Below are 21,006 nucleotides of genomic sequence, written 5' to 3'. Positions count from 1 at the left end.
TCATGCAATTGGTAGGGTTGATTAAACGCCTATATAATCCGCCAGCAATATAAATGATAAGGCCGGATTGGCCGCAAAAAAGTTGAATACAACTGCTGAGGAGAGTGCCGTGGAACGCGAATCAATGGAATACGATGTAGTGATCGTGGGTGCCGGCCCCGCTGGATTGGCCGCGGCCTGTCGTATTCGTCAGCTCAATGAAGACGTCTCTGTATGTGTCGTGGAGAAAGGCTCAGAAGTAGGAGCTCACATCCTATCCGGTGCTGTATTTGAGCCCACCGCCCTTAATGAACTCTTCCCCGACTGGAAAGAACGTGGAGCCCCCCTCAATACTGAGGTAAAAGGCGACGACATCTACGTCCTGCGCAGCGAAGAGAACTCTATAAAAGTCCCCAACATGTTTGTGCCCAGCACCATGCACAACGAGGGCAACTACATTATCAGTCTCGGCAACCTGTGCCGTTGGCTGGCAGAACAAGCCGAAAGCCTGGGAGTGGAAATCTTCCCTGGCTTCGCCGCTGCTGAAATTTTGTACACCGAAGATGGCTCTGTAAAAGGTATCGCTACTGGCGATATGGGCATCGGCATGAACGGAGAGCAGAAAGACTCTTACATGCCGGGCATGGAGCTGCATGCCAAATACACTCTCTTCGCTGAAGGTTGTCGCGGTCACCTGGGCAAGCAGCTGATCGAACGCTTTAAGCTAGACGAAGATGCCGACCCACAACACTACGGCATCGGTATTAAAGAGATTTGGAAAGTCCCTGCGGACAAACACCAGCAAGGCCTGGTTGTTCACACTGCTGGCTGGCCGCTGGAACAAAGCTCCACCCACGGTGGCGGCTTCCTTTACCACCTGGAAGACAACCAGGTTGTTGTCGGCTTGATTACTGACCTCGCCTACAGCAACCCCCATGTGAGTCCATTTGACGAGTTCCAGCGCTATAAACACCATCCGGTAATCAAGCAGTACCTGGAAGGTGGCGAGCGCGTCGCCTACGGTGCCCGCGCCATAGTAAAAGGTGGCCTTCAATCCCAGCCGAAAATGACCTTCCCTGGCGGCCTGTTGATCGGTGATAACGCCGGCACCCTGAACTTTGCCAAGATCAAGGGCAATCACACCGCGATGAAATCCGGCATGATCGCGGCTGAGTCTGTAGTTGAAGCCCTCGCTGCTGAGCGCAACAGCGAAGAGCTGACCGACTACACCACCAAGTATCGCGATAGCTGGGCCTGGAAAGAGCTGCACATGCAGCGCAACTTCGGCCCTGCCCAGCACAAATGGGGCAACATTCTGGGATCTGCCTATGCATTTGTGGATATCAATATCTTTAAAGGCAAGCTTCCCTGGACCCTGCGCGACACCAAGGCTGACCACGCCCAGCTCAAACCTGCTGCTGACTGCGCAAAGATTGACTATCCGAAGCCCGACGGCGTACTCAGTTTTGACAAGCTATCTTCCGTGTTTATTTCCAATACTAACCACGAAGAAGACCAGCCTTGCCACCTGACCCTGAAGGACCCAGAAGTTCCGCTGAGTCACAACCTGCCGATTTACGATGAACCCGCGCAGCGCTACTGCCCTGCCGGTGTTTATGAGGTTATTGAAGACACCAACGGTAAGCGCTTCCAGATCAACGCTCAAAACTGCGTACACTGTAAGACCTGTGACATTAAGGACCCAACCCAAAATATTGTTTGGGTAACCCCTGAAGGTGCCGGCGGCCCCAATTATCCAAATATGTAATTGGGTCTACACATAAAAAATGGCGCCGATGGCGCCATTTTTTTTATGTGAGAAAGTTAATCTCGCAATATCCCTAAAGAGAGTAAAGTAGGTACCGTATAACCCCAGGCAGTATTTGAACAACCACTCACCCAAACGGCCACTCTTTTGTCAGCAACTAGTGCAGTCATAGCAACACTTAACTTTTGATCTGCATCAACAGCATCAGCCTGTATTACTATTCTATCAGACCTTTCGCAACCATCTGGATTGAGAAAGTCATCTGAATACGCCTCAAAAGCGATCTGATCATCACCCACTAAACGGACCGACTCTAACTTCCTTGTCCCACCATCACCAATGGCCCAAGCATTTGAAACAGCACTCAACAACAAAAAGAAGCCTATAGCTACCCGCTTAGCTCTATCAATATTTTTAAAATCCATGAATAAACCCCCTCCCTAAAACCTATAGTGTATTTAAAAAAACGCTAGGCAGTAGAAGTGCACCGCCTGAAACTCAGGATTAGCAAAGAGCGGCTATATACCATGAAGTGAATCAACTGCTCTTCATTGAGATGACCCTGATAGCGACATTATATCCATATCAAAAGCCATACAAAGATAGCAATTTACGATAGACTACATCATCGCTTTAACATGTCACCTAGAAGCTAAGACGTTAGACAGCAGCAAATCTGCTCAAGAATACTAAATGGGTAGACACACCAATGCGCACCTACCCTCACTGAGACCTTCGACTAACTTTAGAACTTATACTGCGCACTCAATGCGAAAGTCTGCCCAACCTCCTCCTCAAAAACGGTGACACCCTGCCTCTCAATTTCAATGGCTTCACCCAAAAGGTTCTGCACTTTAGCCTTCACCGTCACCTCGTCAGTTGGATACCAGAAGTAAGTCAAATCCAGAGAGTGGAATGGCTGCTCAAATGAATCGGGATGAGGATCTCGCCCCGCTTTGTAAAGACGCTCACCAAATACGTTGTAAACCAAACTGGCAGAATGGTTCCCGTCCGGGCTGTCAAAACCGAGCAGCATATTAACCACATAATCAGAAGCCCCTGTCATTTCGCGAACTGCATTAGTCGGTGCATCAGCCTCATCACCAGCAACAATTTCAGAGTCTTGAAGCGTAATATTGCCCAGCAGGAAGAAGCTATCCATTGGGTCAGAGATAAAGCCAAGGCTTTTCATACCCTCTATTTCTATACCGGTAATCTCACCAGACTCAGCATTTATAATCTCTCGCGCAATATTGTCATCACTTGAGGCAGCTTCAAAAAACTCAATAGGATTAACAATATCCTTATAGAAAGCCGAAATAGTCAGGCTATCGCCGCTATCAAAAAACCACTCTGCACGAATATCGTAGTTGTCGATCTCCGACGGCCGAACATTGGAATTCCCCCTGATCTGATCATCAGTGTGCGGATCTATATAAATAGCGTCGGTAATTTCACGCAAGTCGGGCCGAACAGCGGTCTTGGATGCACCGAATCTCAACTGGAATGTCTCCGCCCAAAATGACCCCATATAGGTCAAGGATAATGAAGGATAAATATCATCATCCGTATATACCGCTTCAGCCAACTCCTCGGGGTCATTCGTAATCTGTGGTTCACTTTGTGAGAAACTATAGGGGTTCCACTCTAAAGCAGCTTGACTATAGTCCTCCCATCGGGCCCCGGCTGAAATACGCCAGGTTTCCTCAAGGGTCCAATCGAATTTACCGTAGATCGCATCTGTCGAAGTAGCGGCCAAATAACTTTGCTTGTTACTACCTGACTTGGCAAAAACAAAATTATTGTCATCATCGGTAATGTTGGTATCACTGAACACATCACTCAGAGGATCATCAAGAATTGCGCTATCAGCGACACTAAAGATATCCAATCCGAACTCGGTTTGCTTATAGGAGCGACCTTTTTCAATCCGAGCAAATCCTCCACTCAACTCCAGCGTGGACGAGGAAAATTCAACAGGCAATGTTGCAGACCAACCGTAGTTTCGAACCTCATCCTCCAGCTCAGTAAATCGGAAGCTAGCGCTCCGCGAAGCAATATCGACAGTTGAACTGATAACTTCACCTGTTTCCGGATCGGTTTCGGTACTCGCAATAACCTCAACTTGATTAGGGATATCTGTCATCGCCGTTGCATCGGAAATGAACCAATCAACCACCAACTCTTCAGGCACCCAGCTTAGCAAGCTAATGGGCAACAAACCCTTGGTTTCTGAGCCGAGAGAGTGGCTTCCCTTTACCTGATGAAGTACCAACTCCCGCTCTTCATACTTCAGATCATAATTTCTAGACCCAGCGCCATCAGATAACAGGCGATTTGAATCAAAATAATCTCGAATCGAAGTCTCGTCGTCCGTATTTCTCAAATACAAACTGCTACTCTCAACCACATGCTCATCTGCAAAACGTATACCGAGATTTAAATTACCGCTGATATCTATGGAGTAGGTAGACTCTGTTCGGCGATCAATTTGCTCCCGTGGATTGCCGTAGTCACGGATAGTGCGTTCACTCTCCCTCCACTTGCTCTTGTAAGAACCTCCAGCCAAGAAACCGAGCTCCCAGTCTTCCCCAAAATAGAAACGGTTGCCCACATTAGCCTTGTAGTCCTGATCAGGATCGCTAGATTCCTCTTTGATCGAGATATCGCGATTCAATCCCAAGGCCAACTCTCTGTTTAGCGCTTGAGCCGCCCTCTCCGCCTCCTGATTACTGGAATACTCATTGCCTTCAGCAATCAGGGTGTCGCGGATACCCGCAACATTAAGATTGCCCTTGAAGCGTTGCAAGGCAGCAGAAATCTCCTTCGACATCGCCCTGGTACCATCATCGGTACCCCAAGAATCATCACCTCCACCGCTATAGCTGAGCACATCACCACTGACTTCACTATTGGTACCTGTACCAACTTCGATAGAGTAGGTCAGATCATCAGGTATCCCCTTGGTGCGGATATCGACATTGCCACCACCAAACGAGGCAGACTTATCTACCGAGTAGCTCTTCTGTACCGCCAGAGAATCCACAACGGAGGTTGGAAACAAGTCCAGCGGGATAACATTTCTTGTCAGATCTGGGGATGGTACAGTCGCACCATTGAGAGTTGTACTTGAATAACGCTCTCCCAAGCCCCGCACATAGATAAACTTGTCACTCACCAGCGATAACCCGGACACTCGCCGCAGCGCTGCTGCAACCGTAGAGTCCCCCACCCGACCAATCATCTCTGCCCCAAGAATATCGCTGACCACCTCTTCGCCTAAGCGCTCACTAATTAGGACTTCAGCAGAGTCCTTCAGTCGCCCTTGGACTACAACCTCTTCAATCCCGGGAGCGGCACTATCAACCAATTCTGCATCCTGCGCATAAACACTAGCTGTCAAAGTAGAGCCCGCAGCTATCGCTAAAACAAGCGGCGCCCTTTGAAATTTTTCATACTTAGCCATCGAACCGGCCTCTTTTCGTTCCAAAGAATCGCGGTCTGAAATCAAAGAAGGCGCCGACTCCATCAGCGAAGGCGGCGCCTTATTTGATTGGGATTAGCCCCCCAACCGCTACCTCGACCTATTATTCAAACCAGAGAGGTTGAGCTCGGTCACCCTGGTGAAGGCCGTAGGTCCAGCCGTGGGTCCAATCGGTACCTCCCTGCTCAAGGGCACCCAAATAAGCGCGCCCCAGCTCGGCAGAGACTGTAGGTGCAAGACCGTCAATCAACTGAGCAGACACATCAACCGTAAATAATGCCGGGGAGCCACCGAGCAAAACAAAGTCAGTGTCAGCATTAGAGGTTGGATTAACTTCGCCGGTAATAGTGGCAAATTGATTTCCACTATCGACGGCCCAAATCTCTACGTTGAAGCCAGCATCATCTGTTTTAGTGCGATCTTCACAGGCAAAAATGTTGGAAGTCAGAGCCACCTCAGTTCCAGCAGATGCTTCGCCGCGAGTTTGAGAGCTCTCAATACGCAGACAGTAGTTATCGCCGGCCACGCCAGTCTCATCAGCAAAGAAGGAGGCCACAACTATAGAGTTAGTGATCATTGGATAAATACCCTCACGCAGGCGCCAGCCTGCACCGGGGTCGTGAGTACCCTCTTCTTGAGCGGAAACAATACAGGTCAGCCCGTCAATTACTGGTCGACTGTTGAGACCCTGGCTGATCAAGGTGGAATAATCAGCCCCATCACTGTATGAACCAATGCCATCGGCCTCTATACAGTGATTGCCGTCAGTCTCACTTTGAATCACCAAAGCATTGGTAATACTTCCACGATAACCTTCATCAATATCAATGGAATCATCGCGAACGTAGAGCGCAACATAATTTTCGACATCTACAGCGCCACCGAAGAACTCGATACCGTCATCGTAAGTTGAGTATGTTTGAAGGTTACGGATCGTTGTGCCATTACCTACAGCATCAAAAGCAATTCCGTTCAACTCATCACCGCTAGCGACCTCTGCTCCGGTATGTTTGACAACAACGTACAAAAGCTCTCCCGAGTTATCGGTATTGTTGTCACCGCCATAGTAAGAGGTATTATCATCAGTGGATCCTTCAGCAGCTACGTGACACTCGCCATCAAGAGTCAGATCACCACCATCAATAGAACCTGTATATTGGCATTTGTTCGTGACACCAAAGCCATTAATAACCATTCCACCCCACTGTGAAACATCCTCCGGACCTACAGTGCCAAGGACATCAGTTTCTGACGTAAAAGTGATAGGAGATGTTTCTGTACCGCGAGCAAAGACTTGCGATCCACGGTTTACAACCATAAATGCTGAATTATCTTTAAAAGCGATAGTGGCGCCCGCCTCAATTTCCAGTTTTACGCCGTCGCCACCCTCAGAAATACCAGCTGCTACCAGGTCAGAATCGCTCGAGTAACTTTCTCCAACAAACAAACTACCGCTAAAGACATGAGCTCCATTGCTATCCAGCGCAGTGAGATATAAATCTTCAGTTAATGGGTTTGCAGCAGAAACAAAATCAGTTGTGTAATAGCAGTTACCACCGCTAAATTCACCTTGTACACTTGAACTTTCTATAGTGGCACATGGATTTTCATCAGCGGAACCTCCGCCAGGATTTGTCACTGAATTATCTACCGAGTTGTCCACCGAGTTATCTACTGTTTCTGGCTCGATGCTCACACCGCCACCGTCACAACCAGCCAATAGCGCAGCAATCGCAGCTGCCAGTAAGAGCTTATTCTGTACTCGCTTCATGTTTCCCCCTATAGGAATTTCAATCCAAAACTTTAATTGCTTCAACTCAGCCATTTTTAAAAAAATAAATGGCAGCAACCAAGCAAATAAAAACTATATTTTTTGTTTCGCCGTAGCGATTTGGACGAAGGGAAGTTTAGAAATGCACTGTTGCGGATTTGTTACTTATTTAGATATTTCCGTAAATTATCGAATTAATATTTTATTTCTTTCAGAACAAATACACTTATATTTCCATAAGATTTCAAACACTATCTTTTTAATAGAAATGAAATACACCAACACCATAGATAAATAGTATAGATATGTATATTCCCCGGCTATTTTTCGGATTCAAGCAATCACCGGCACAATCAAGTATAAATTCCATAGTGGTAATCAAAATACAGGAGCGATCGTGGCATCCACCAAATAGTTTGATGCTAAAGATTTTAATATGGAAAGTTCGTCGATAGAGTAAAGTTAGATGCTATAGAGTCAAGCAAATACTTTCTAAACTCGAACAGTGAAGAGCAAGGCTATGAATTAAAGCCCCAGCTACAAATCAGCGCTGAGGCGCGAGGAATCCGCCAGCAGGAACCGGGAGCTACCTAATTGCAAGAACCCAGCAGGAAATCTTTTCCTTCACTTTGCACAAAAAGCTTATCGGTATCGCGACCCCCTTCAAGCGCCCAGTCTACCAACTGGTAAAAAACATCGCGGGAAACGCGAGCCTGCAACCCCCCTCGAATCTCCAGGTAGGGGATTGGCTGCGGCGGAGCACCAAAGTCTCTCAGTTGCCACTGCCCCTCTTCCGACAGCTCAACAACGTCGCCCACATTTGTGGTGAAAAGTAGCTGTTGATGAGTACTTCCGGGGTTGCGGGCCACCTGAGTGATCACAAATGGAACATCTTCCACTGTGATTCGCAGCTTTTCGACAGGGGTGACAAGGAAGTATTCATCCCCCTCACGCTTCAAAATGCTGGCAAACAGTTTCACAAGAGGGTGACGACGAATCTCTGTTCCCTCGTGGATCCAACGGCCATCAGATTTGATGACCATATCCATATCCCCACAAAGCTCTGGGTTCCACCTTTCTACAGGTGGATGCCCATGAAATTCAGCCTGTAATTTTTGCAGCTGCTGGAACAGGGGCTCAGCCAAGGGCGGACCCCGCAGAATCGCTGTGATGGCTTGTCTGGCTTCCCTCTGGCGTTTTGCGAGAGGACATATCACCGATATGCACACCCACATCCATAATAAACTCCATCAAACCTTCCCTGTCCTCTATTACATTGGCAAAAGACTTGGAGTGATAAAGCTCTACCGCCCCTTGCACAAGCGCCCAGTATGTTGAGTAATAGAAGTATGCAGGAACGTTCTTCAGCATGCCCTGCTCCATACGGCGCTCAAAGACCCGATTGAGAGAGGTGGCATTGGAATTACGAATATTGTGGAGCTCCGCAATCATTTCTGGAGCCAGGTTCAACGCGATAATCTTCTCCTCCAGGCGCTGGAAGAGTCTATCTTTGCCAGGGTCGGCCATACGAGATTCAAAATAGGCGCGGGCTGGAGCGGTGATATCACCTTGCTCGGCCAGGGCTACAGCGGTCTTGAGACGTTCAGCGAGGGATTTTTCATAATCCATCAGCAAACGCATGTAGATTTCTGTCTTGGAAATGAAGTGCTTGTAAATCGTGCCCTTACCGATATCCACACGCTCGGCAATCTGTTCGACCGTGACTTTCTCTTCACCGTGCTCCAACAGAAGCTCCAGAGCCGCATCCAGGATACGCTGCTCCCGCGCGCGGAACCGCTGAACCTTCTCTTTTGCCTTATCCATACTTCCGACCTTCTTTGCCCTTAAAAATGGGGACTGAAATTGACTATTCATTCATGAATGATAGGCAATTCAAGTCGGTTGGAAAAGTAAATCGGGGAATTAGACTGCCTAATATTAAAAATATTAGGCCATTTTGCTCAAAATTTACTCAAAATGAGCCAATTTTAAGCTGAGAGCAGACCTTTTATTTTAGCATGTGGTGACGCTTGGCGAGCCCAAGCATTGCACATAACACATAAAATTCGACGATTGAGTGATTGCGGGGTAGTCCATTACCCCAATACTTCCGAATGAAATCAAGAACTACACCAGAACACAAGAAGCCACTATTAAACGGACTTCAGCTTTAGCTCCAACAGAGGCGCGACTACATCGTTGTCCTGCGTGCGTATCCAGAGCATTTCCTCCTCTGAGTAGAGCTCTGCAACAATCGCATTAGCTAATTCACAATCATGAGAAATCAAATGCTGCGCCAACCACTCTGCAGCAAAGGTACGTTTTTTACCGAGCGTACCCTGTGAACGCTTGTACAGGTTTTTTACTGCCTTGCGCGCATATTCTACTGAGGCGATTCCCGGAGTCGCTTCAACCATTTTGCGATGCAACTTTTTGCTTTTCTGTTCGATGATATAAGGAAGCACTTGGCCAGAAACATAGTCGTGGGCGACCGATCCTTTACAAGGACAGCTATACGACTTCCTGTTTTCGTAGATTTTTTTTAGAGCATTGAGGTGATTATTGGTCTTGTATGCGGATCGGGCCGCCAAACCAGCGTAACCAATGGACAATGCTGTTCCAGCAACAACCAAACCAATACCCGTCGCAGAAGTCGCAGCCGCTGCACCGGTAGCCAGGCCGGTTAGAGTGGCACCTGTAGCCGTCTGTGCACCCCACACCCCATAATAAGCAGCGGAGCCAACCCCTCCAGCCACAGCCTTTGCGGTACGGTGCCGACTGACAACCTTGCCGAAATTCAGTGGTGGACGTATATCAATATTGTTGTGTGGCACCTGTGGTATCTCCTACTTCTCTTATTCAATCTTTGTTGGATAGCTGCAAACGAATTAGTCCAACTGTCCCAACAACTATTGGCGCTTTATACCACAGAAATAAGTAAGAATTCGATATATCGCAATAGTCAATAGCACAGAGTTTCAACTTGACTGAGAAAATCAATAGCTAGTGTATGGAAAAGAGCTGGATAGCTATACGAGGTGGCACCTGTGACCAAAATGGGCCTAACGTTCAAAATATGAATGGGGTTAAAGGGATTTGCTGTTATTATCCTTTTGATTAAGAGCGCAAAGCTCCCCATCTGCAAACTCTGTTAAGTGGAATAGGTAACGGGCAAAATCCCTTATGTTGGAAAAATTAGGTAAGTTATTGGATGTTGAAGAGCTGGATCGAAATCTCTTCCGCAGTCGTCATCACGTTGAAAATTATCGTAAAGTGCTTTTTGGCGGGCAAGTTCTGGGCCAAGCACTGATGGCAGCAACTCGTACCGTTGAGCATCGCCTACCCCACTCCCTGCACGCCTACTTCCTCCGCCCTGGCTCTAGTGAGCTGCCGGTGATCTACGAAGTAGACCCAATCCGCGATGGCGGTAGCTTTACCACTCGTCGCGTAGTCGCCAAGCAGCGCGGGCGCGCGATCTTCAATATGTCCGCCTCCTTCCAAATTCGGGAACCCGGATTTGACCACCAGGCCGACCTGCCTTGTGTCGAGATTCCCTCTCCTGAGAGCCTGAAAAACACCCAGGAGCTGGCCCTGGAAGCTGGATTGGTTAGCCCGCAGTACGATCAGCGGCGCTATATGATCGATTTTCGTCCGGTAGACCCGCAAAGCTACTTTGGCGCTGAAACCCGCGAAGCCAAATGCATGTTCTGGCTGCGGGCAGAGGGCGAGATGTCGGATGACCCGATGGAGCACCGGGCAGCACTTTGCTATGCATCCGATATGGGACTCCTGGGTACCTCCCTACAGCCGCACGACATATCCTTATTCGACCCCCAATTGATGCCGGCGAGCGTTGACCACGCGATGTGGTTCCACCGCGATTTCCGCCTGGATCAATGGCTTCTCTATGTAACGGATAGCCCTTCGGCAACCGGTGCCAGAGGCTTTACCCGCGGCCAGATCTTCACCCGCGACGGAACGCTGGTAGCGTCTACCTGCCAAGAGGGACTGATTCGACAAATAAAAAATTAAATCAGTGGTTTACAGCAGAAAAATTGCTGCTATAGTGCCGCCCCTTCGCAAATGATGCGAAACAAAAAACGGTGAGTAGCGCAGCCTGGTAGCGCACTTCGTTCGGGACGAAGGGGTCGGAGGTTCGAATCCTCTCTCACCGACCAGATTTTCAAAGCCCGCTTTTAGCGGGCTTTTTTGTGCCTGAACTCTTTAGCTTGAGCTGACGATAAGCCGTTCAGATTACCCCTCACTTTCCCCCAGTGCATCGCACCAGGAACAGTACAAGCAACTCCTACATGTTTACCTTGCCGGGCTTAATGCGGAAGCGCATTACAAAAGTTAAAAGCGATGGGGACAAATAAAGAATTAGCTTCAGAAGTACCGAAGAGGCACGAGGCTTTGAGCATGACTGGCTTAGCTATTTACACCGATAAGCAACTAAGAGATAACACCCTCAAGGCAGCTGCGTAATTGCCCATGTAAGCCTTTAAAGTAAAAGCGCTACCAGGAATGAAATCATAAACACGAAAAAGCCCGCAGAAGCGGGCTTTTTCTTTTTGTATGGTCGGTGAGAGAGGATTCGAACCTCCGACCCCTTCGTCCCGAACGAAGTGCGCTACCAGGCTGCGCTACTCACCGAGGCCGCGAATACTACTCATCCATTTTTCAAAGATCAAGTAATTTTTGGCGCTAATGTCATCATAGGTCATTTTGCCGACACAACCGATCTTTGAGTTGTCCTCAAAGGCAGTCTAATCCGCATTATAGCTGGACCTCCCCGGCTCCAAGCGCCTCTTTCTACACTGGAGATTCAAGCTTTACGGTTGCTAGTAATTGCCCCAATCTCCGACACATCCATTTAGTCTGCCAACTAACAACCAATCCCTTGTTCTCCTTGGGTCGAACACTTTCCACCAATCTATCCATTCTCTGAAACCCTCTTCACATATACGGCAAACAGTGGTCGCCAAAAAAATACCGATATTATTCCTATCTACTTTCTTGTATTTACGTATCTTCAACGACTATCAAGTACTTTTAGTTTTGAGAGCACACGTATAAAAAAATGCAAAGCTCTCCACAGAGGATGCAAGAGTTTGGAGCAGAAAAAACCAAGAAGGACATACGGCGCGAGGCAATAGCAAATTACATTGAAAAGCTACTAGATATCATTTTTGATGTTTTGAGTAAGTAGACCTTTACATAAAAGCGAACTGATAAGCTCGTTAAGCTGCTTTTCCAAGACATCGATATAAACAGTTACCTTTAAATTCCAGTTCGCTATTTACGGATATTTCTACAAGTGCCGCTATTTTTCACCGGGCACCCGAGGGGATTTTTCCCGAGCCCTAACACCAACACAAGGGAGCAGCACCCTGCACGCCACAAGAATATTAACCGCTTATTTAAGTAGCAAATCCCGAGTAAGACTTTATTTTTAAAAAAATACTCCTTTTGGAAAAATTACAGAATTTTAAGAAAAATGGTGACTACAATTGCGCCCCCATTACCTTTTTGTTTCCCGCTCCATTTTTTTTCAAACTTTCCCTGTGCTTCTGAAAAGCTTCTCTATACTCAGATCAGCCGGCTGAATGTCCGTCGCAAGATGCAACAATTCGAAAGCTCATTACCGATTTATTATCAGCAGGCTGATCCTAAAAACGGGGCTCTATCAAGCTCCAAAATTCTCACCCGTAAACCATGAAATAACCTGGGCGATAGCCCCCTATCGTCATTGGTCTACTCGAGGAGTACGTTCATGTACCAACCATATGCATATGCTCAAGGGATCTTTGGACAACCACAAAACTATGCCGTACCTCCGATTAATCCGGTCGTCGGGCTCACTCCCCCCCAGCCATACCTACCGCTTCAACAGTTAGCACCACAAGGGTTGCTGGGAGAGTTTATTAGCCGCGCAGCTCCGGTAGTTGGTGGCATTGTCGGTGGACCACAAGGTCAATTGATCAATGCACTCGGCGGATTGGGCCAAGTACTGCCCTTCCAGGCCGCACCACAGCTTCCACAACAGTTAGCGCCCCACATTCCTCAGCAGCTTGCTCCACAAATTCCACCTCAGTTCGCTCATCAGTTTGCCCCCCAAAACTATCTCAGCGAATTGATAAATCGCGCGGCCCCTGTTTTGGCCAATTACATCAATAACCCTCAGGCACAGCTAATCAATGCAGCCGCTCAACTAGGGCAGCTCTTACCCTATCAAGCCGCTCCGCAACTGCCACCGCAAGGTCTCCTCGGTGAGTTGATTAGTCGTGCCGCACCTGCTCTTGGCAACTACATTGGCGTGCCTCAACAAGGTCAACTCCTTAACAACTTGGCGCGCCTCAACCACCTGCTGCCCTACCAGGCCGCACCGCAATTCACGCCACACCTCGTTCCTCAGACCTACATCGGCCAACCGGTAAATCAACTGGCACCTGTGGCTCCGGAGCAGTATGGATCGGTTCCCCCGCAGGCTTTTGCACCACTGAGCCAACCGGTGCCATTCCAGGCTTTCCCACAACCACCTCAGCAACCCCTCCAGAATTTGAGTGGCATCGGGCAGCCACTGCCCTATCAGGCAATGCCGCAACCCAACTCAGCCTTTCAGCAACAGGCTTATCTGCACTAAAAATGCAAAAAAAGGGGCTTCACGCCCCTTTTCCTGGGGGTGGGTTCGACCCTGCCCTATTTTGGATGGCGCAGTCACAATGAGAAGAAAATGAAGAAGTTTGAGCAATATGTAGCCGTACCCAATCGTAAAGTATCAGCTAGCACTCTGGAGCTAGAGGAGCTGGTGAAAGAAGCTTCAAATTGCCCCGATGTTAAGGACGTTACTTTGCGCAAAAGCAACGTCACCCTTGTGGCTACACCCGATGCCGTCGACGACCTAAGAAAGAAATTGAGAGGCAAAGTAATTATTGATCCGGATCAACCTGTCCACCCTCTCAATTGAGATTGAAACCCACTCGATTCACCACTTTCAGACGTTTCACACGCGTACTAAATCAGTACCGCACTGAAAGCGAAGGAACATGAACATGACTGAATCCCGACAAGAAAAGGCCGCAGGAGAACCTTCGGTCGAGGTTGCAGAGAAAGTCGAGTTACTTATTTCACCCCGCCGTAGCCTGATGGCTAAATCCATGGGCGTGCAGCCATTGAGCTCGGGCTCAATGCACCATGTGATTTCCACTATTGCCAGGCAGGCAGGTTGTGAGGTGCTTCGTGAAATACGCCCCGGCAGAAAACTAAAAACGCTGTCCTCCGCCGATGAGGCCACCAATATTTACAAAGTCCGTATGGATGTGGATGCTGCTGCGGCACTTTACCAGACCACTCCACCAAACGTCGCCGTTGAACTGGACTCACTTCTCTCTTACGGGCAAGCGAGTTATTCACCGACCTTTTCCGCAGTTTTTGCACAGCAACCCGGACTATTGCGCGAATACCATGTCCAGGCTCAGCAGGTGCACTTCCGCGTTATCGGCGCAAAAGGTGAGCCCATACGCGACGCTCAAATAATTGTTGAAAGCGCGGGCTTTCCCCAGGAGGGGGTCACTAACAATAAAGGGGAAGTTGCGCTCAGTATTTTTGCGCAAAGCGGCGGCGCTCAAGTGAAATCACTTCTGATCCGTCCCGCCAAAGATTTCTGGAACAAATATATTCGCAGCCCTTCCCTGTCGCTCACCGGTGTGAACCTGGTGAAACTCCAACCCCTAAGCGAAGCCATACCCAACTTCCCCAATGATGCTTCCTATGGCTGGGGGCAAAAGTACATGGGCCTGGACCAGCTACCCGATGAATACACAGGCAAAGGTATCAAAATCGCAATCATCGATTCCGGTGCGGACAATAAGCACCCGATACTGAGCCATTTAAAGAATGGTATCGATGTCACCAATAATTACGATACCAATAGCTGGGTAGAAGATATTGTCGGCCATGGAACCCACTGTGCGGGAATTATTACAGGCCAACCCTCTGGCTCCGAGGCAATACGCGGATTTGCTCCTGAAGCCGAAATCTATGTATTCAAAGTTTTCCCCGGCGGGCAATTTAGTAGCTTGATTGATGCGCTCTCACATTGCATAGAGCTCGGCGTTGATGTGGTGAATATGAGCCTGGGCAGCTCTGATTCATCAGAGGCTGTTGAGCAGCAAATCGAGGAAGCGGTCCAACATGGTATCGCCTGTATAGTTGCCGCAGGCAACAATGGCGGGGCAGTCCAGTATCCAGCCAGATCCCCAAATGCTATGGCTGTAGGCGCTCTTGGAATGCTCAATGAGTTCCCCAAAGATTCCTGGGAAGCGCAAACAGTAATACCCTCAACAGCATCAGCCGACGGTCTGTTTGTTCCTAGGTTTAGCGCTTTCGGCCAGGAAATTTCTGTTGCCGCACCTGGTGTGGGTATCGTTTCGTCTGTGCCTGACAAAGGCTTCGATGTTCAGTCAGGTACATCAATGGCCGCGCCGCATATTACCGGTTTGGCAGCACTACTACTTGCCCACCATCCATTATTTAAAGGTGCGCTCCGGCAGAAAGATGTATCCAGAGTGACCGCCTTATTCCAACTGATCCAATCCTTGGCCGCACCAATGCCCCTCGGGGCAGAGAGAGTTGGCGCAGGTGTTCCCAAGCTTTTCGGTATCAATTCCGCTTTTGAGTCCGCCAAAGAGCAAGCAAGGGCCGCGGGTACTCATACCGCAACCGCGCAAGGTCCCTCCCCAGCCACTCCATACTCTGGATTTACCATGAGTCCGTTACAGGGCTACCCCCCTCAAGCTACACCCAGTTGGCAGGGGCAGTTTGTGCCGGGAGGTTATTACCCTTCCGAAATAGCCGCGGTTAACCCCCAGCAACCAATGGTAAGCAGTTTTCCAGATGGATTTGCCCTGAGCGCCTACGGTATGCAGTTCGTTGATCCCCGTGCAATCAGATATTGGTAGCTCTGTCGCCATCGTTAGTTAGACTGCAAAAGACCTTTTAAGACCGCAGCTATGCTGCGGTCTTATCCTTCGTAGCGCTCAATTCCCACTTAGTCAGCATGCCTGCCCACTAACCCAGCCCTCTCAAAAGATGTTTGTGCCGGCCCACCCATATCTATCTTCTTGTTTACTTTTACGGGAGATGCTTACTAGTATGCGCCGCCATATGATAACGACTTTGTAAGTGTATTCTTTTTAAGTGGTACATATCTGAAAACCAATCCAATGAAACCTGACGGCACAAAACTGTCACCTCATAACTGGCTAGCTTGTGACCAGTTTGCTTGAAGGTGACACAAGGGCACCTGTAGGCTTAGATACTGTCGAAACGACTAATTGTTGGATTTCCCGCTGAAGAAATGATGCTTAAACGATTACTAACACTGCCGCTATTACTCGCCACTCTATCCCCTGCTGTTCAGGCTTATGAGATTCTTTACAGTGCAGAGATCTCGCCCAACTCCAAGCTGGCTGAGGTGGAAATGGCGCTCAGCGGTGATGATATGCCAAGTAAGCTCGTTCTAAACTTGCGCTCTGGCCGCTATCAGGACCTGGAAAGTGACACCCCACTAAAGATCGAGGGCGACAAAGCAACCTGGCAACCCGAAGGGAAGAACCCCGTCCTCAAGTACCGCTTTGTCATAGATAACCAGCGTAGCAACGGTGGCTACGACTCACGGATCACCAAAGACTGGGCAATTCTCCGCAGCGATAAATTGATCGCACCGGTATCGGCAACCAGCCGTGGCCGCTCTACCGCCCGCCTTAAGCTGGAACTTCCTGACCAATGGTATTCGGCCCTACCCTACCCTGAGATCGAAGATAACCTATACGAGTTATCTGACCCCAAGCGTAAGTTTGTAAGACCCAAGGGCTGGATGATTGTAGGGAAAATTGGCAGTCGGCAGGATATGATTGCCGGCACTGAAACCCGTGTTGCAGGCCCTAAAAATGAGAACATTCGGCGGCAAGACATCCTGGCCTTCCTAAATTGGAACCTGCCAGAGCTCAAGAAAATCTTCCCCCTCTTCCCTGATCATCTATTGATCGTAACCGCTGACGACCCCATGTGGCGCGGTGGACTGTCGGGGACACGCTCTCTATATATGCATGCTGATCGACCATTGATCAGCGGCAACCGCACCAGCAGCATGATCCACGAGCTAGTTCATGTGGGCACTGGAATTCACGGCGACGATGAGAGCGATTGGATTGTAGAGGGGCTAGCTGAGTTTTACTCCCTGGAGATTTTAAGGCGAACTGGTGGCATCAGTGAAACCCGCTATCAGGAGGCAATGGATAAACTGATTAAATGGGGCAAGAAGGCTCCCTCACTATTAGTCGAACGCTCGTCCGGCCCCATTACCGCCCGTGCGGCCGGGGTAATGCAGCAACTGGATAAAGAGATTCGCGAGGCCAGCAATGGCAAGGCAAGTATTGATGACGTCGCACGAGAACTGGCTCGAACACGCGGTGAAGTGACTCTGGAAAGGTTTAGATCCCTGTCTGAGAAAGCAGCCGGTAAACCCGTGGATACATTAGCCACAGAAAACCTGACAGACCGGACGAAAGGCTCCAGTAAATAGCAGACAAAAAAAAGCCCTGACGACGGGGGGGGAGAGCGTCAGGGCCAAGACCATTAGGAGTGAAACTTGGAGGATTTCATCCTTGCTTCCGGGTGGCAGCCATGTGAGCCACCCTACCAGCATTACTAAACACGTTGGGGGAGATGTGTTAGCCAGATAAAGACAGTATCGAACACAGGTCACAGATTGCCAGCACACCTGAAGATTAATTTAGAACAAATGGAAATAGGTTCTTGAGCACCAGCGCTAAAAGTTATTACAGCCCTCCCCCACCATCAGAAGGTAACTTTTCCTACTTTTTTTCACTTGTTTGCAACATTGATGAAAACAATGCTTGACTAATCCTCTAGAGTCCCTAAAATGGCGCCCACTTACACAGCGAAACGCACGTAAGTATAAGAAAACGCTAGGATTTTTCAGATTTATCAGATAGAATTCGCAGCGTTCTTTTCCGCCAAAGGCGGATAAAAAAGGCTAGGTGGCAGAGTGGTCATGCAGCGGACTGCAACTCCGTGTACGCCGGTTCGATTCCGACCCTAGCCTCCATTTTCCTCTTCATTGCAGTATCCTGTTGAATGCAATGAAAGTGAGAATGAAGGGCAACTGTTAAACATCGCCCTCTCTCGCAAAGGATCTGCCCGGGTGGTGGAATTGGTAGACACAGGAGACTTAAAATCTCCCGGCTTCACGGCCGTGCCGGTTCAAGTCCGGCCCCGGGCACCAATCAGATCTTTGAAATCAATAAGTTACATTCCTTTTGGTGCAAATTTGGTGCACTGATTTTTATCTCCCTCAAGCGATACAAATCTAGTTAGAAATTTTTTCCTGAGTGAAAAAAATAGAGCCTCCCTACCCCTGACACTGATCGCACCTAAACCGGGCGATGATTCCGCACAGATACTTTAACCACCCCTTCAACTAACAACTCCTTCCCATACCGGTATCGGCTTGTATTTGCCATTGGGGACAACAGCCGGCCTCGCTTAAGATCCAAGATTTTACATGTTAGCTGGCCATCCAGAGCGACCACAACAGCGTCACCATTCATAGGTGTCAGTGAGCGATCGACAATAAGCACATCACGATCAAAGATGCCCACCACTTGCATAGAGCCACCATTAGCCCTAGCCATAAATGCTCATCAAGGCTTAGCGGTTTTCTCTTTATAGTCAACTGCCGGAGAGGGAAAACCGCAGCTAATGCCACTACTGTATAGAGAGAGTAGTTTCATAGTTAAGCGCACACTGTATTTTCATACAGCATGTGTAAGTAGGTACTAGTCAGGCAAGAGGAGCGCGTTGCGAGCGGCCCCCTGCGCCTTAACAAAACACTACCTCAACAGCTCGCGAAGCTGCTCCTGCTTCTCAGCAAGAGCATTCAGCTCATCCACCAAAGAACTAACTGCCCCATCCAGATTGTTGTCCTGCACTTTAAGAATGTCCCTAATTTTTGGGTCAGCGGTATCAGCAGTCATATGTATCGTGTCCAGGTAGGCTTTAATCTCAGCTTGAGTCTCTATATATGCCATTGCAATCAACTCCTTCTTTCCATTGGGTACAGGCCATCGTACAGCCTTTGCCCATAATGCAAGTGTGTCCTAGGGGCCCCCTTTATACCCTGTTATTGAGTAAATCCAGTAAATTGCCATGTCATAACAAACCTGGCCCCCATCTCCGCTTTGGAACCATCCCGTAACACATGGTCAACCTACCAGAATGCTGTATATATATACAGCATTCCTACTTTGACACTCTATAGGAATTGCCCTTCCAGCCATCAAATTGTGAGTCATCTGGCCTATTTGCTCAAACTGGCCGGACAGATAATAATATTGAGATAAACTAAAAAATTCATTTCTTAACGCGTAACAGAGCTGCACTTATAAGAATTTGTACCCAGATATCAACTAAATAGCGATATTTTGTAAAACAAACAGTTTGGAGCAATGATCTATGAGCTGGACAAATTCACAGAACCATTAACCAATTTTTTGCCGAAAAGAGCTGTAACTTTTGAATATGCATTTTTTACATAGTTACACGACAGCAGGCAGGAGAGAATATAGTAAAGTAAGATTCGAGAACTGGTATTTGGCACTAGAGTATCAACAAAGAGTTGGCTACTAAACCCATCTTTTGATGGCACTTCCAGACTTAGGGGTGACCTAGATAGCAAGCATCACTCACCCATTTAGCAATCTTATCCTGCTACACATCTAGGTTAAGATATATCGACATTTGCTCATAACGTTAGTCTAAAGGAGTTAGAGGTTGACAAAAAGAAAACTAGGAAGCTCACTACTGACCAATTCAATTATTTTTATAGCTGGACTGCTAACATTCTCTTCACTAGCTATCAGCAACTACCTATTTTTACTATTGTTACTATTAAGTTTATGCTTATGCTGGAAATACCGGCGAGAACTTAAAGACTGGTGGTCCCCCCAAAAGCCGACAAAAGAACGTACTCTCTGGCAATCAGGGTACTTTAAGCTTTTTCTACTTCTCCCAGTAGCGCTTTCGATTATTGTTGCCGGGATTATTTATCAGGAGGGTAAGTTTTCGTTTGACCCATCATATAAGGGTTGGAACCGCCTATTTGAATATTTCAGGCTTCCATTATCACTTGCAGCACTTTCCCTCCCTCTTACTGGTCTTTTTGTGGCGCATCACAGATCATCACAAATGGCTGAAACCCTTAAGGAAGCAGCAACGCAAAACGTAATTACAAAATACTATTCGCACAAAAAAGAATTCTTTGAGCTGCTGGAGAAAATAGAAACAGACAAAGAAGTAAAATTTAAATACAACTCGCTTTATCGAGCGCTATTCCCACATAACAATATAAAGAAAACGCATCCAGTTTTTAGCCCTACGTCTACAGGGCATGAGGATCAGCAAGACCTACTAACAGAGTTGACTAATGACCTTATTGAGGTAAATGCATCCTACGAAAATATACTAAGGGATATCAAACTTACAAAGCTTAGCAAAGAAAGTGAAGTAACAATCCCTTGTGCGGGAGAAGAAAATATTAGGGATAATATTTTAGAATACTATAAGAAAATAACCAAAACCACCGAACAACTTTTGTTTACTATTGAAACGAATAACGAAACCACAACAATCTTTAACACTACAATTTTATTTAGTGAAAGCGACCCTCTTGCTCAATTAAATTTAATCATTGATGTTATTGAAGAGCTTACAAGGTTTAGTGATGTTGAAGAGACCGCTGGAGCTTTAGGTTATGTAACGCCAGATAAGGAATTTGGTGTTATGGCAAACTTAACCATTGGGCGCAATGAACAAGCCTTAAATGGAGCTTTCAAAGGTATTCCTCTAGGGGCCACAAGCTAGATGGCTTCATGGCTCCAATGAAAATGATTATATGTTAATCATTTAGAAGAGATAAAATCT

The 21,006-nt window shown here is 47.8% G+C and carries 15 protein-coding genes, 4 tRNA genes and 1 pseudogene; 11 read left to right on the top strand and 9 right to left on the bottom strand.

Annotated elements, in window-relative coordinates; translation table 11 throughout:
* Window positions 1–109 precede the first annotated feature (109 nt).
* Window positions 110–1,747: an electron transfer flavoprotein-ubiquinone oxidoreductase gene (locus ACJJI6_RS04820; RefSeq protein ID WP_444897201.1), complete on the top strand. Its 1,638-nt coding sequence runs from the start codon at window positions 110–112 to the stop codon at window positions 1,745–1,747.
* 56 nt (window positions 1,748–1,803) lie between these two features.
* Here the strand turns inward: ACJJI6_RS04820 and ACJJI6_RS04815 are convergent, their stop codons facing one another.
* From ACJJI6_RS04815 to ACJJI6_RS04790, 6 genes are all read right to left on the bottom strand, one after another.
* Window positions 1,804–2,172 carry a hypothetical protein gene (locus ACJJI6_RS04815; protein ID WP_444897200.1) on the bottom strand — a complete coding sequence of 123 codons (369 nt, stop codon included), beginning with the start codon at window positions 2,170–2,172 and terminating at the stop codon, window positions 1,804–1,806.
* Between the two features lie 320 nt (window positions 2,173–2,492).
* Window positions 2,493–5,213, bottom strand: a complete 2,721-nt coding sequence (locus tag ACJJI6_RS04810; protein ID WP_475712650.1) for a TonB-dependent receptor domain-containing protein — start codon at window positions 5,211–5,213, stop codon at window positions 2,493–2,495.
* Window positions 5,214–5,334: 121 nt separating this feature from the next.
* Complete coding sequence (locus ACJJI6_RS04805) at window positions 5,335–7,002, bottom strand: beta-helix domain-containing protein (protein WP_475712649.1); 1,668 nt, start codon at window positions 7,000–7,002, stop codon at window positions 5,335–5,337.
* 590 nt (window positions 7,003–7,592) lie between these two features.
* The gene (locus ACJJI6_RS04800) at window positions 7,593–8,147 is read right to left on the bottom strand and encodes a DUF1285 domain-containing protein (protein ID WP_475712648.1); all 555 of its coding nucleotides are present in this window, start codon (window positions 8,145–8,147) and stop codon (window positions 7,593–7,595) included.
* Window positions 8,140–8,826: a TetR/AcrR family transcriptional regulator gene (locus ACJJI6_RS04795; RefSeq protein ID WP_282932697.1), complete on the bottom strand. Its 687-nt coding sequence runs from the start codon at window positions 8,824–8,826 to the stop codon at window positions 8,140–8,142. Before ACJJI6_RS04795 ends, ACJJI6_RS04800 begins: the two co-directional genes overlap by 8 nt.
* 329 nt (window positions 8,827–9,155) lie before the next feature.
* Entirely contained in the window at window positions 9,156–9,836 is a 681-nt protein-coding gene (locus ACJJI6_RS04790) for a hypothetical protein (protein ID WP_413665686.1), read from the bottom strand.
* Between the two features lie 349 nt (window positions 9,837–10,185).
* Between ACJJI6_RS04790 and ACJJI6_RS04785 the strand changes: the two genes are divergently transcribed.
* Together ACJJI6_RS04785 and ACJJI6_RS04780 are read left to right on the top strand one after the other, a co-directional pair.
* On the top strand, window positions 10,186–11,034 hold the full coding sequence (locus tag ACJJI6_RS04785; RefSeq protein ID WP_282932695.1) for an acyl-CoA thioesterase: 849 nt from the start codon (window positions 10,186–10,188) through the stop codon (window positions 11,032–11,034).
* Window positions 11,035–11,103: 69 nt separating this feature from the next.
* Window positions 11,104–11,180, top strand: a tRNA-Pro gene (locus ACJJI6_RS04780).
* 398 nt (window positions 11,181–11,578) lie between these two features.
* Here the strand turns inward: ACJJI6_RS04780 and ACJJI6_RS04775 are convergent.
* Window positions 11,579–11,655 (bottom strand) — tRNA-Pro (locus ACJJI6_RS04775).
* 85 nt (window positions 11,656–11,740) lie between these two features.
* Here ACJJI6_RS04775 and ACJJI6_RS04770 point away from each other — a divergent pair.
* From ACJJI6_RS04770 to ACJJI6_RS04740, 7 genes and pseudogenes are all read left to right on the top strand, one after another.
* Window positions 11,741–11,950, top strand: a pseudogene (locus ACJJI6_RS04770) (hypothetical protein); the annotation flags it as partial.
* 825 nt (window positions 11,951–12,775) lie between these two features.
* Window positions 12,776–13,645, top strand: a complete 870-nt coding sequence (locus ACJJI6_RS04765; RefSeq protein WP_444917061.1) for a hypothetical protein — start codon at window positions 12,776–12,778, stop codon at window positions 13,643–13,645.
* Between the two features lie 90 nt (window positions 13,646–13,735).
* Window positions 13,736–13,969, top strand: a complete 234-nt coding sequence (locus tag ACJJI6_RS04760; RefSeq protein WP_282932693.1) for a hypothetical protein — start codon at window positions 13,736–13,738, stop codon at window positions 13,967–13,969.
* A gap of 85 nt (window positions 13,970–14,054) precedes the next feature.
* Window positions 14,055–15,962, top strand: a complete 1,908-nt coding sequence (locus tag ACJJI6_RS04755; RefSeq protein ID WP_445358424.1) for a S8 family serine peptidase — start codon at window positions 14,055–14,057, stop codon at window positions 15,960–15,962.
* A gap of 398 nt (window positions 15,963–16,360) precedes the next feature.
* The gene (locus ACJJI6_RS04750) at window positions 16,361–17,587 is read left to right on the top strand and encodes a hypothetical protein (protein ID WP_475712647.1); all 1,227 of its coding nucleotides are present in this window, start codon (window positions 16,361–16,363) and stop codon (window positions 17,585–17,587) included.
* 472 nt (window positions 17,588–18,059) lie between these two features.
* Window positions 18,060–18,133: transfer RNA gene (locus ACJJI6_RS04745), tRNA-Cys, on the top strand.
* A 90-nt stretch (window positions 18,134–18,223) separates the two neighbouring features.
* Window positions 18,224–18,310: transfer RNA gene (locus ACJJI6_RS04740), tRNA-Leu, on the top strand.
* A gap of 148 nt (window positions 18,311–18,458) precedes the next feature.
* Here ACJJI6_RS04740 and ACJJI6_RS04735 read toward each other — a convergent pair.
* Both ACJJI6_RS04735 and ACJJI6_RS04730 read right to left on the bottom strand, forming a co-directional pair.
* On the bottom strand, window positions 18,459–18,719 hold the full coding sequence (locus ACJJI6_RS04735) for a LexA family protein (RefSeq protein WP_475712646.1): 261 nt from the start codon (window positions 18,717–18,719) through the stop codon (window positions 18,459–18,461).
* A 198-nt stretch (window positions 18,720–18,917) separates the two neighbouring features.
* On the bottom strand, window positions 18,918–19,115 hold the full coding sequence (locus ACJJI6_RS04730; RefSeq protein WP_475712645.1) for a hypothetical protein: 198 nt from the start codon (window positions 19,113–19,115) through the stop codon (window positions 18,918–18,920).
* Between the two features lie 742 nt (window positions 19,116–19,857).
* On the opposite strand from ACJJI6_RS04730, the gene ACJJI6_RS04725 reads away from it, so the two are divergent.
* On the top strand, window positions 19,858–20,946 hold the full coding sequence (locus ACJJI6_RS04725; RefSeq protein ID WP_475712644.1) for a hypothetical protein: 1,089 nt from the start codon (window positions 19,858–19,860) through the stop codon (window positions 20,944–20,946).
* Window positions 20,947–21,006 lie beyond the last annotated feature (60 nt).

It is taken from the genome of Microbulbifer maximicatervae (SeqCode) (genome assembly GCF_056232625.1).
The sequence above is the reverse complement of the archived record's forward strand: the minus strand, read 5'-3'. Positions and strand labels throughout refer to the sequence as shown.

Bases quoted from the DNA above. Each gene is read 5' to 3' on its own strand.
- ACJJI6_RS04810 (WP_475712650.1), bottom strand. From the start codon at position 5,213: ATGGCTAAGTATGAAAAATTTCAAAGGGCGCCGCTTGTTTTAGCGATA.
- ACJJI6_RS04805 (WP_475712649.1), bottom strand. From the start codon at position 7,002: ATGAAGCGAGTACAGAATAAGCTCTTACTGGCAGCTGCGATTGCTGCG.
- ACJJI6_RS04765 (WP_444917061.1), top strand. From the start codon at position 12,776: ATGTACCAACCATATGCATATGCTCAAGGGATCTTTGGACAACCACAA.
- ACJJI6_RS04735 (WP_475712646.1), bottom strand. From the start codon at position 18,719: ATGGCTAGGGCTAATGGTGGCTCTATGCAAGTGGTGGGCATCTTTGAT.
- ACJJI6_RS04785 (WP_282932695.1), top strand. From the start codon at position 10,186: ATGTTGGAAAAATTAGGTAAGTTATTGGATGTTGAAGAGCTGGATCGA.
- ACJJI6_RS04730 (WP_475712645.1), bottom strand. From the start codon at position 19,115: ATGGCATATATAGAGACTCAAGCTGAGATTAAAGCCTACCTGGACACG.
- ACJJI6_RS04760 (WP_282932693.1), top strand. From the start codon at position 13,736: ATGAAGAAGTTTGAGCAATATGTAGCCGTACCCAATCGTAAAGTATCA.
- ACJJI6_RS04795 (WP_282932697.1), bottom strand. From the start codon at position 8,826: ATGGATAAGGCAAAAGAGAAGGTTCAGCGGTTCCGCGCGCGGGAGCAG.
- ACJJI6_RS04750 (WP_475712647.1), top strand. From the start codon at position 16,361: ATGATGCTTAAACGATTACTAACACTGCCGCTATTACTCGCCACTCTA.
- ACJJI6_RS04755 (WP_445358424.1), top strand. From the start codon at position 14,055: ATGACTGAATCCCGACAAGAAAAGGCCGCAGGAGAACCTTCGGTCGAG.
- ACJJI6_RS04815 (WP_444897200.1), bottom strand. From the start codon at position 2,172: ATGGATTTTAAAAATATTGATAGAGCTAAGCGGGTAGCTATAGGCTTC.